This is a genomic window from Janthinobacterium sp. PC23-8 (assembly GCF_002250505.1).
Lineage (GTDB): Bacteria > Pseudomonadota > Gammaproteobacteria > Burkholderiales > Burkholderiaceae_D > Janthinobacterium.
This window is the reverse complement of the sequence record NZ_NJGY01000001.1, coordinates 2,910,358-2,922,286: the sequence shown is the minus strand read 5'-3', so window position 1 is coordinate 2,922,286 and position 11,929 is coordinate 2,910,358. Positions and strand designations below refer to the sequence as shown.

8 protein-coding genes are annotated in these 11,929 nt (G+C 62.0%); 2 read left to right on the top strand and 6 right to left on the bottom strand.

The window, feature by feature from the left end; genetic code table 11:
- Window positions 1-130: 130 nt before the first annotated feature.
- On the bottom strand, window positions 131-2,176 hold the full coding sequence (locus tag CD932_RS12530; RefSeq protein ID WP_094443615.1) for an aminotransferase class V-fold PLP-dependent enzyme: 2,046 nt from the start codon (window positions 2,174-2,176) through the stop codon (window positions 131-133).
- A 124-nt stretch (window positions 2,177-2,300) separates the two neighbouring features.
- Here CD932_RS12530 and CD932_RS12525 point away from each other — a divergent pair, with 124 nt between their 5' ends.
- On the top strand, window positions 2,301-2,798 hold the full coding sequence (locus CD932_RS12525; RefSeq protein WP_094442932.1) for an Lrp/AsnC family transcriptional regulator: 498 nt from the start codon (window positions 2,301-2,303) through the stop codon (window positions 2,796-2,798).
- Between the two features lie 5 nt (window positions 2,799-2,803).
- On the opposite strand, the gene CD932_RS12520 is transcribed toward CD932_RS12525, so the two are convergent.
- A complete protein-coding gene (locus tag CD932_RS12520; RefSeq protein ID WP_094443614.1) occupies window positions 2,804-3,316 on the bottom strand; it encodes a co-chaperone YbbN in 513 nt (170 codons plus the stop codon).
- Between the two features lie 539 nt (window positions 3,317-3,855).
- Here CD932_RS12520 and CD932_RS12515 point away from each other — a divergent pair.
- A complete protein-coding gene (locus CD932_RS12515) occupies window positions 3,856-5,682 on the top strand; it encodes a DUF885 family protein (protein WP_094442931.1) in 1,827 nt (608 codons plus the stop codon).
- A gap of 44 nt (window positions 5,683-5,726) precedes the next feature.
- On the opposite strand, the gene CD932_RS12510 is transcribed toward CD932_RS12515, so the two are convergent.
- The 4 genes from CD932_RS12510 to rpoC form a co-directional block, all read right to left on the bottom strand.
- A complete protein-coding gene (locus CD932_RS12510; RefSeq protein WP_094443613.1) occupies window positions 5,727-6,566 on the bottom strand; it encodes an HDOD domain-containing protein in 840 nt (279 codons plus the stop codon).
- Between the two features lie 75 nt (window positions 6,567-6,641).
- Window positions 6,642-7,250 carry a winged helix-turn-helix domain-containing protein gene (locus tag CD932_RS12505; protein WP_094442930.1) on the bottom strand — a complete coding sequence of 203 codons (609 nt, stop codon included), beginning with the start codon at window positions 7,248-7,250 and terminating at the stop codon, window positions 6,642-6,644.
- Between the two features lie 10 nt (window positions 7,251-7,260).
- On the bottom strand, window positions 7,261-7,515 hold the full coding sequence (locus CD932_RS12500; protein WP_094442929.1) for a hypothetical protein: 255 nt from the start codon (window positions 7,513-7,515) through the stop codon (window positions 7,261-7,263).
- Between the two features lie 112 nt (window positions 7,516-7,627).
- Window positions 7,628-11,875: a DNA-directed RNA polymerase subunit beta' gene (gene rpoC, locus CD932_RS12495; RefSeq protein WP_065310181.1), complete on the bottom strand. Its 4,248-nt coding sequence runs from the start codon at window positions 11,873-11,875 to the stop codon at window positions 7,628-7,630.
- Window positions 11,876-11,929 lie beyond the last annotated feature (54 nt).

Sequence of the window (11,929 nt, the reverse complement as noted above, 5' to 3'; positions counted from 1 at the left end):
GCTAGCGTACATACAAGGGGGATTGGCGGCGGGCGGCCCAAGAAAGTGGCCGCCAGGCCGTGACATTCATTCCAAGTGGAAATAAACCGTCTTGCCAAGTAGCAGGAAAGCTACTCGGCAATATCACTGCTCAAGCCGCCATCGACAGCGGCCGAGGGGCGGACGCGGCCATGGCCATGCCGCCGTTCAATTGCCAGGCCGCGCCATGACCGAGGCGGCGCAGACAGGCGGCGGCGCGCGCACTGCGGTTGCCGCTGCGGCAGAAAAACACCAGCGCACGCTGCGGCTCCCGCAGCCAGCCGGCCACTTCGCCGGCCAGGCGGCTGAGCGGCACGCGCTGCACGGTGGCGCCGTCGAACCCCAGCCCCGTGCACGCGGCCTGTTCATAGGCTTCGCGCACATCGACCACGATGGCGTCCGGATGCGCGCGCAACCAGGCCGCCAGGCCGCCTGCCTCAAGCTGCAGCGCCGGCGTCACCTGCGGCGCCAGCGCGGCGCGCACGGTGGCGCAGATGCCGCCATCGTCGCGCGAGCCGCACAGCACGGTATCGGGCGTGACGAGATCAGGACTCAGCAAGGCCGCCACCACGTGCGCATCGAGCGCGCCGGTGAAAGCAAAGCTGTTCCCCAGCAAATACACCTGCGTATCGCCGCAATCGATGCGGCGCAGGCCGGCGCCAAACGCCAGCCGGCCCTGTGCATCGAAGGCGTCAAGCTGCTCGATGTCCAACGCGTCCAGCGCTTCCCGCAACGCCAGGCGCGCCGCGCCCTGGTCCGGCGCTGGCGCAGTATGTCCGATGGCCCGCACGGCATAGCCCTGGCAGCGCACGAAGGCGGCAAGGCGCGGCACCAGGGCCGCTTGCGGGTCGATGATCACGCAACTGGCGCTGGCGGCGTCTGTCAGCAGCCAGGTGGTGCGGCCGTCGACGCCGAGCGCGGTGACGCCGTCGCGCATGGCGGACAAGGGCGCCAGGGGTGCCAGAGCGGACGGCAGCAAACAGCTGGCGCGCAGCGCCTCGCCGCAGCGCTCGATGCGCGCGCAGGCGGCAAGAATGGTCGCTTCGTCGGTCAGCGGGCCGAACGACAGGCGAATGGCCGAACTGGCGCGCCAGGCCGGCACCTGCATCGCTTCGAGCACATAGCTGGGCAAGGCCTTGGCGGCGGAACAGGCGCTGCCCGAGCTGACGCGCACGCCGGCCGCATCGAACAAATCCAGCAGTTCTTTCGAGGACACACCCGGCACCGAAAAATTCAGGGTGGTCGGCAGCGACAGCGCGAACGGCACATTGAAGACGATGCCAGGCAAGGCGGCCTCCAGGCTGGCGGCCAGGCGCGCGCGCCATTGCGCCAGCTCTGCCGGGCTGCGGAAGGTACGGCCATCGTCGAGCGCGGCCAGCACGGCGCCCAGCGCGGCGATGCCGGCCATGTTTTCGGTACCCGAGCGCCAGCCCGTTTCCTGGCCGCCACCCATCATCAGGGGCGTGAACGGCGCGCCATCCCGCACATACAGCATGCCGATGCCTTTCGGCGCATACAGCTTGTGGCCGGAGAACGGCGCGTAATCGATGCGCGTGGCGGCCAGGTTCAGCTGCAACTTGCCCAGCGCCTGCACGCAGTCGACCATCCAGTAGGCATGGGCGCCGCGTTCCTCCAGCAGTCGCGCGATCGCCGACAGATCGCTGATCACGCCGGTTTCATTGTTGGCCGCCATGGTGCACAGCATGGCGGCGTCACCGATCAGCTCAGCCAGCACGGCAAGATCGTGCCGCCCATCGGTATCGACCGGCAGCGCGCGCAGGGTCAGGTTCAGGCCCAGCAGGCGGTTCCAGTGCGCCAGGCTTTCCGGCACGGCCTTGTGTTCGGTCGCGCCATACAGCAGCAGGCTGCCGATGCGCTGGCCCGCATCGCGCCGTTCGCGCAGCGCGCACAGCGCCGACAGCACGGCCGTCTGGATGCCCTCGGTGGCGCCGCTGTTGAACATCAACCGCCCTTCCCCGCTGCCGAGCAGGCGGCGCGCAAGCAGCCGCACGCCATCCATCATGGCCTTGGCCTGCAAGCCGGTGCCATGGGTGCTGCTGGGGTTGCCATAACCGTGCGCCATGGCGGCGCTGGCGGCGGCGACGGCGGCGGGCAACACGCTGGTGGTGGCGTTGCAGTCGAGGTAAATGTCTTTCATGATCATCGCTGGAGGGGTGGGCAGATCAACAGTTTACCAAGCCGTACCCGTGAAAATATGCCAAAATTTACTAGGCATGCGCTACCATGCAGCATATGCATGCTACCAATCATGAAATAAACAAATGAATTCACTTTCCCACGCCTTGGACAAGTTCGATTGCGCCATCCTGGCAGCACTGCAAAGCGACGGCACACTGTCGATCGCCGCCCTCAGCGAGCGCATCGGCTTATCGAGTACGCCGTGCTGGAAGCGCGTCAAGCGCCTGGAGGAAGAGGGCTATATCGAGAGCCGCGTGGCCATCGTCAACCGGCAGAAAGTCGGCTTGCCGGTCACGGTATTTGTCAGCGTGCGCACCGGCCAGCACGACGAAAAATGGCTGCGCCGCTTTGCCGCCGCCGTCATCGTGCTGCCCGAGGTGCAGGAATTCCACCGCATGAGCGGCGACATCGATTATTTGCTGAAGGTGGTCACCACCGATATCAAGGGCTATGACCTGTTCTACAAAAAGCTGATCAAGGCAGCGCAACTGCTGGGCGTGTCATCGGCGTTTTCCATGGAGCAGATCAAATACAGCACCGAACTGCCCCTGGAATTGATCGCGCACGGCCTGCCCGCCTGAGGTGATCAGATCGCCGGTTGCTTGAGCGTGGCGGCGTGCTTGAAGAAGTCGTAGACGCCGCTGTCGCTCATGCGGCGCGCGTTCGCCAGTTCGCCGCCCTTGGTGGCGTACAGCACCTGGTTGTCGCTGCTGGAGACCAGCACGGCGGCCGGGATGCCCTTTTTCAGCGGATTGCCATAGGCGTTCGCCACATCGAGGTTATGGTCGAAATTGCCCACATCGACTTTCACGACCTTGAATTCCTTCTGCATCAGCTCGGCGTTTTTGCCTTCCTTCAAAGCCTTGTCGAGCGCGCGGCAGTCTTCGCACCAGTTGGCGCCAAAGATCAGCAGCACGGGCACATGGGCGGCCTTCGCTTGCGCCAGCGCCTGCGCCACGTCGGCCTTGGCATCGGCCGCCGTGTTGTAGGGCAGGTGCTGGGCGGCAGCGGCAGGTGCGGCGGCAGGGGTCGGCGCGGCGGCAAGCGCGGCGCCGGACATCAACAGGCTGGCAAGGACAAGGGCAAGGGCAAGACGCATGGAATACTCCTCGATAGGGATAGGGACATAGGGCGGGCTGCTGATGGTCAGCGAGCGCGACTGCATAGAATATGCCTGCTGTGCGGAAATATCCAGAATTCATTCGCACCATGCTCATGCGCAAAGCGTATTAGCCATGCGCGGCAGTACACCCATGGGATAATGTCCCGCTGAAAATACAGCGCGGCGCGGCCCTGCCGCACCTTCCATCATGACCACTGATGAAACGCGCTTTGCCGAGGCGGCCCCAACAATTTAAATGCGCCAGGCCTTCAGGCCTGGCGGACTGAATAAGATTTGGAAGGGGTTTGAAACCCGGCTGGGCGCCCCCCTCCAATCGCTACGCGAAACCCCGGCCTTCAGGCCGGGGTTTCAACCGGAGTCAGAATTAGATGAAGGCGGCGTTGCCGCCGGGCGACAAGCATTAAGCGACGCAATATTTCCTGCAAGCGAATTGAACCATGGCGTATGCTTACGCCCCGGCCACTGATCGCCACCCCTTATCGCCATTCATACTCTCCTTACCAAGGATCTCGCGCATGAAGCATCGTTACGCCCACGGCATCGCCCTCGGCACCCTCGCCACCTCCCTGTTGCTGGCCTTTGCGCCACTGTCGCAAGCGGCAGAGCCCGCCGCTACGACCACAGCCCAGCCTGTGGCCGTCAGTTCGCCGCAAGCCAGACAGCGGTTGCAGGTGGTGGCCGACCAGTACTACGATGCCCTGGCCCGTTTCGAGCCGATCAATGCCACCGAAAGCGGCGACAACCGTTTTGACGACCAGCTCGGTTCGGCCATCGTGCCGGCCGCGCGCGCCAGGCAGTTCACCCTGTACCGCCAGTACCAGAAGACCTTGCGCGCAATTAGCCGCAAGCAGTTGTCGCAGCATGACCAGATCAACTACGACATCCTCGACTATGAACTGGCGACGGCGCTGTCGTTCGAGCGTTTCCCCGAATATCTGCTGCCCCTGAACCAGATGGACAGCGTGCCCGTCACGCTGGCCAATTACGCGGGCGGCGAAGCGTCGCAGCCGCTGGTGACGGTCAAGCAGTATGAGGCCTACCTGAGCCGGCTGGACCAGCTGCCCGGCTGGATCGACCAGGCGATTGCCAATATGCGCGTCGGCATGCAAAAGAAGATCGTGCTGCCGAAAGCGCTGATCGAGTCCGCCCTGCCGCAGTTCAAGAAACTGCTCAGCGCCACGCCGCAGGAGAGCGTGTACTACACGCCCGTCAGGAATCTGCCGGCCGGCTTCAGTGAGGCCGACAAGCAGCGCCTGACGCAAGCCTACGCCGAGGTCGTCGGCGCCAGGCTGATGCCGGCCCTGCAGCGCCTGGCCACCTTCATGGAAACGGACTATCTGCCGGCCGGCCGCGCCAGCAGCGGCTGGAGCGCCCTGCCCGACGGCGCCGCCTGGTACCAGGCGCGCGTGGCGGCCAGCACCACCACCGACCTGAAACCGGAACAGATCCATGCGATCGGCCTGAGGGAAGTGGCGCGCATCCAGGGCCAGTACGCCATCGTCGGCCCGAAAATGGGTTACACAGGCCCGGCCGCCGGTCTGCCGGTGTGGGTCTCGGAACAGGCGAAATACCGCCCGTTCAAGACCGAGCAGGAAGTGCTCGATGTGTACCGCAAATTGAACGTGTTGTTGGATACCAAACTGCCGGCGCTGTTTACCCTGGTGCCGAAAGCGCCGCTGGACTTGCGCCTGGAACCCGAACTGAGCCGCGATACGGCCGCCGACCACTACACAGCGCCGGCCGCCGACGGCTCGCGCCCGGGCGTGTTCTGGTCGGTGGTGACCGACCCGACACTGTACGGCGACACGGGCATGACCACCTTGTTCCTGCACGAAGGCAAACCGGGCCACCATTTCCACCTGGCGCTGGTACAGGAAATGGACTTGCCGAACTTCCGCCGTTTCGGCGGCAACAATGCCTTTACGGAAGGCTGGGCCCTGTACGCGGAAACCCTGGGCAAGGAAATGGGCCTGTTCGACGATCCGGCACAATATTTTGGCCACCTGAACGACGAAATGCTGCGCGCCGTGCGCCTGGTGGTCGACACGGGCTTGCACACCAGGGGCTGGACGCGCGAGCAGACCATCAAGTACATGCGCGACACCCTCGGCTACGACGCGGTGGCCAAAAGCGAGACGGAGCGCTATATGGCCTGGCCGGGCCAGGCGCTGGGCTACAAGATCGGCGCGCTGAAAATCATCGAACTGCGCCAGCGCGCGCAAGCGGCATTGAAAGACAAGTTCAGCCTGCCGAAATTCCACGAGGTCGTCCTGAGCGACGGCACCCTGCCCTTGACACTGCTGGAAGCGAAGGTCGATCGCTGGATCGCGCAGCAGCAGTAAGCGGAGCAACGGCGGCAGCCTTGTCACGGCTGCCGTGGCGTGGCTTATACCAGCAGCGCCGCGCTCATCGAGCGCACCTCTTCGCCCGATTCCGCGAGGATGCTTTGCAAGGTCTCGTTGTCGATAATGAAGTCGATCACGGAGTCGGACGGCGTGAGCATTTCAATAAAGGTCGTTTGCAGCGGCGACGGCACCGGCGACAATTGTTTTGCCAGCAGCAAGGTGTCGAGCAGCGAATCGGGCGGGATCGCCAGCAAGCCGTCGCGCAAGCCTTCGATGGCCTCGCTGACCGGTAGCGGTATCAGCAGCTTTTTCATCACTTCGCGCGAAATGATTTCTTCGGCCGATTCCATCCACTGCTCGCCATCTTCGTCCAGCAGGCCGGGAAATTCGTCGGCGCGCGACAGCAAATAAAATCCGCCCACCTCGTGCACGATGCCGGCGAACAGGGCCGTGTCGGCATCGACATGGGTGACGCGGCGCGCGATCACATGGGCCAGCGCGGCCACGTGCGCCGTATGCTCCCACAGCTGGGCTGCTTTTTGCCGCAGCACCGGATCGACGATCTTGCTGCCGAACTGGCGCACCACCATCGCCGCCACCAGCGAATACAAGTTGCGATAACCCATGCGCATGACGGCGGCGCGCACGCTGGTGGCGGGCGGCGCATCGCTGCGGCTGTAGACGGCGGAATTGGCCAGGGCGACCGTGCGCGCCGCCAGCAGCGGTTCGGCCAGCACCAGTTTGATCGCATGATCGATATGGCAATCAGGTTCCGCCAGCGCCAGTTGCAGTTGCAGCGCCGCGTTGACGCTGGTGGGAAACACCAGTTCGCCGCGCGCCGCCTGGGAAACAATCAAACCGAATGCCTGTAGTTTATTCATCATGCAATCATCCGCCTCAGAGAGTATGTTGCCTGGGTTAACTCTATCGTAGAAACCATCCTCCGCACGCCCCGCTTACATGCCGTTTGCTGCCGGCACCGAGATTGCCTGCAAATCCGTTTCATCGCCGATCACGAACAGCTTGGGCTGCTGCAGCACTTGCAATAAAAATGGCTGGCCCTCGCGCAGGCGGCGCTGGTAGTCAAGCAGCGTATACAGATTCGGATTGATTTTGCGGCGCAAGGTTCGCTCGGCCGGCCCCAAACGAGTCAACAAATCGCCGTAGTTGGCCACTTCGGCCACCAGCAACACGTCGATGGCGCCGCCGGGCAGGTCCTGCCCCCTGGCCGTGTCGCCATACACGAAGGCCAGCTGCAACTGGGAACGCAGCGGCGCCAACGTGCTGCTGAGCACGCCCACCAGGCCGAAGGTCTTCTGCACCAGGCTGCTCAGCTCGGGATACACCAGGCTGTCCCTGTTCGGCCAGAAGCGCCGCACATTGCCGATGCGCTCGGACGTGATCAGCCCTGCATCATGCAGCCGCCGCAGTTCGCGCTGCGCCGACGCGCTGCCCAGGCCGGTCAGGCGCATGATCTCGTTCAGATGAAAACCTTCGTTGACGCGGACAAACAGCAGGCTCAGCAGCTTTTGCTGGGCGGGAGAGAACAGGGCGTGGGCAATCATGCGCCAGATCTTAGCATAAGCGTGCCGGGAATTGGCGTGGCAAAGCGCTCGCCATCAAGGTCAACAACACGATGGGCTCTGACACATAAAAAAACGGCACCTGAGATTTCTCCCTGGTACCGTTCTTGTCCGCTAGTCGCTGGCGGTATGCTTCGTCGCTGTGGTGATGCCGGGCTTGCGTTTCGATGTCTTGCAACGCTTCGGCAGCTTCGCCAGCCATCGAGGCTTTCTCGGCCAGCAGCAGTGCCTGGCGCTCTACGCCCATCCCTTACTTCTGTCTCTTTGCGTGCGCGGCGAAATAGCAATAACGCCAACAATAAAAAACGGCACCAGGAATTTCTCCCTGGTGCCGTTCTTGTCAGCTAGTAGCTAAAAAATTACGCTTCGTCGCCGTGGTGATGCTGGGCTTGCGTTTCGATGTCCTGCAACGCTTCGGCAGCTTCGCCGGCCATCGAGGCTTTCTCGGCCAGCAGCAGTGCCTGGCGCTCCTCGACTTCCCACGCTTCCTTCTCTTTGCGTGCGCGGTGGAAGGCCAGGCCGGTGCCGCCAGGGATCAGGCGGCCGACGATGACGTTCTCTTTCAGGCCGCGCAGACCGTCGCGCTTGCCCATGATCGCCGCTTCCGTCAGCACGCGGGTGGTTTCCTGGAACGATGCGGCCGAGATGAAGGAGTCGGTCGACAGCGATGCCTTGGTAATACCCAGCAAGACGTTTTCGTAGGTCGCAGGAATCTTGTTCTCTTGCGCCATGCGATCGTTCTCGTCCAGCAGTTCCGAACGTTCCACCTGCTCGCCAACGATGTAGTTGGTGTCGCCGGCATTGACGATCTGAACGCGGCGCAGCATCTGACGCACGATCACTTCGATGTGCTTGTCATTGATCTTCACGCCTTGCAGACGGTACACGTCTTGCACTTCGTCAACGATGTAACGCGCCAGCGCTTCGATACCCAGCAAACGCAGGATGTCTTGCGGATCGGCCGGGCCGTCCACGATCATCTCGCCCTTGTTCACGACCTGGCCGTCATGCACCAGCACTTGCTTGTCCTTGGTAATGAGGAACTCGTGCTTGTTGCCGTCCATGTCCGTGATTTCCAGACGCTGCTTGCCCTTGGTTTCCTTGCCGAACGCAACCGTACCCGTGACTTCGGCCAGCATGCCGGCGTCTTTCGGGGAACGGGCTTCGAACAGCTCGGCCACGCGTGGCAGACCACCGGTAATATCGCGCGTTTTTTGCGATTCGGTCGGGATACGTGCCAGCACTTCACCCACCGATACCGTCTGGCCGTCTTTCACCATGATCAGCGCGCCGACCTGGAAGCCGATCGCCACCGAGTGTTCGGTGCCGGCGATCTTGACTTCTTCGTTGGCGTCGTTGATCAGCTTGACTTGCGGACGCAGGGTCTTGGTCAGCGAACCGCGACGTTTCGCATCGATCGCCACCAGGGTGGACAGACCGGTCACTTCGTCGACCTGACGGGCCACGGTGACGCCTTCTTCGACGTTCTCGAAACGCACTTGACCGGCGTATTCGGTAATGATCGGACGGGTCAAAGGATCCCATGTTGCCAGGGCGGTGCCGGCCTTGATGACCATGCCGTCCTTGACGATCAGGGTCGCGCCGTACGGCACTTTATGACGCTCACGCTCACGGCCATGGTCGTCGGTGATCAGCACTTCGCCGGAACGGGAAATGACGATTTGCGCGCCCTTGCCGTTCGTCACGTAACGCATGGTTGCCGTGAAGCGGATGGTACCGTTCGATTTCGCTTCCACCGACGATGCCACTGCCGCACGCGACGCCGCACCACCAATGTGGAAGGTACGCATGGTCAGCTGGGTACCCGGCTCACCGATCGACTGCGCAGCGACCACGCCGACGGCTTCACCGGCGTTGACCAGCATGCCGCGGCCCAGATCGCGGCCATAGCACTTGGCGCACAGGCCGAAGCGCGTGTCGCACGTCAGTGGCGTACGGACCTTGACTTCGTCGATCGACAGACGCTCGATCTCTTCGACCATGTCTTCGTCCATCAGGGTGCCGGCTTCGTACAGCGTTTCCTGCGATTCAGGATGGACGACATCGTGCACCGTCACGCGGCCGAGGATACGGTCGCGCAATGGCTCGATGACTTCACCGCCTTCGACCAGCGCTTTCATCAGGGCGCCGTTCATGGTGCCGCAATCATCTTCGATCACGACCAGATCCTGCGTCACGTCGACCAGACGGCGCGTCAGGTAACCGGAGTTTGCCGTTTTCAGTGCCGTATCTGCCAGACCTTTACGAGCGCCGTGGGTCGAAATGAAGTACTGCAACACGTTCAGGCCTTCGCGGAAGTTCGCGGTAATCGGCGTTTCGATAATCGAACCATCCGGTTTGGCCATCAGGCCACGCATACCGGCCAACTGGCGAATCTGGGCTGCGGAACCGCGCGCGCCGGAGTCGGCCATCATGTAAATGGCGTTGAACGATTCCTGCGTCGACTTGGTGCCGTCGCGGCGGATCACGTCTTCGACCTTGAGCTGGTCCATCATGGCCTTGCCGACTTCATCGGAGGTCTTGCCCCAGATATCGACGACCTTGTTGTAACGCTCGCCGGCAGTCACCAGACCCGATGCGTACTGCTGCTCGATCTGCTTGACTTCCGATTCGGCCGTCGCGATCAGGGTCACTTTTTGCGGTGGTACCAGCATGTCGTCGACGCAGATCGAGATACCGGCGCGTGTCGCCAGGCGGAAACCCGATTGCATCAGTTTGTCGGCGAACACCACGGTGGCGCGCAGGCCGCACTTGCGGAACGACGTGTTGATCAGTTTGGAAATTTCTTTCTTTTTCAGCGCGCGGTTCAGCACCGAGAAAGGCAGGCCTTTCGGCAGGATTTCCGACAGGATCGCACGGCCGATCGTCGTTTCGTAGCGGGTTACCGTTTTTTCGAATTCGCCGGTTTCGGCGTTTTTCGGGTATTCGGTAATGCGCACGGTCACGCGGGTCGTCAGTTCGACTTCCTTGTTGTCGTAGGCGCGGATCACTTCCGACACGTCAGGGAACATCATGCCTTCATTCTTGGCATTGATGGCTTCACGCGTGGCATAGTACAGACCGAGCACGATATCCTGGGACGGCACGATCGACGGTTCGCCGTTCGACGGGAACAGGATGTTGTTCGACGCCAGCATCAGGGTACGCGCTTCCATCTGCGCTTCGATCGACAGGGGAACGTGGACCGCCATCTGGTCACCGTCAAAGTCGGCGTTGAATGCGGCGCAGACGAGCGGGTGCAACTGGATGGCCTTGCCTTCGATCAGGACCGGCTCGAACGCCTGGATACCCAGGCGGTGCAGGGTTGGTGCGCGGTTCAACATGATCGGATGTTCACGGATCACGTCTTCCAGGATGTCCCACACCACTGGCTCTTGAATTTCAACCAGTTTCTTCGCTGCCTTGATGGTCGTGGCCAGACCCATCAGTTCCAGTTTATTGAAGATGAACGGCTTGAACAGTTCCAGCGCCATCAGTTTCGGCAAGCCGCACTGATGCAGTTTCAATTGCGGGCCCACCACGATGACCGAACGACCGGAGTAATCGACGCGTTTGCCCAGCAAGTTCTGACGGAAACGGCCGCCCTTGCCCTTGATCATTTCTGCCAGCGATTTGAGCGGACGCTTGTTGGCGCCGGTCATCGCTTTGCCGCGACGGCCGTTGTCCAGCAGCGAATCGACCGCTTCCTGCAGCATGCGCTTTTCGTTGCGCGTGATGATCTCTGGAGCGCGCAGCTCCATCAGGCGTTTCAGGCGGTTGTTGCGGTTGATCACGCGGCGATACAGATCGTTCAGATCCGAGGTCGCGAAACGGCCACCGTCCAGCGGAACCAGTGGGCGCAGTTCCGGCGGCAGCACCGGCAGCACTTCCATGATCATCCAGTCAGGCTTGATGCCCGAACGCTGGAACGCTTCCAGCACTTTCAGGCGCTTGGCGTATTTCTTGATCTTCGCTTCGGACTTCGATTCCTTCAGTTCCACGCGCAAGGTTTCGGCATCGCGGTGGATGTCGATCGAGCGCAGCAGTTCACGGATACCTTCGGCGCCCATGAAGGCGGTGAAGTCGTCGCCGTACTCTTCGTACTTGGCGGCGTAGTCGTCTTCCGACATGATCTGGCACTTTTTCAGCGGAGTCATGCCGGGATCGGTCACGACGTAGGCTTCAAAGTACAACACGCGTTCGATGTCCCGCAACGTCATGTCCAGCACCATCCCCAGGCGCGACGGCAGGGATTTGAGGAACCAGATGTGGGCGGTCGGCGAAGCCAGTTCGATATGGCCCATGCGCTCGCGGCGCACTTTGGCCAGGGTGACTTCGACGCCGCATTTTTCGCAGATCACGCCGCGGTGTTTCAGGCGCTTGTACTTGCCGCACAGGCACTCGTAGTCCTTGATAGGACCAAAGATCTTGGCGCAAAACAGGCCATCGCGTTCAGGCTTGAAGGTACGGTAGTTGATGGTTTCCGGCTTTTTGACTTCGCCGTAGGACCACGAACGGATTTTCTCAGGCGAAGCGAGACCGATCTTGATTGCATCGAAGGTCTCGTTGGTCTGTACTTGCTTGAATAGATCGAGCAGTGCTTTCATGTATCACTCCAGAGGTGATTAAATTTCTATATTCCTGAGACTACATTGCCCGGC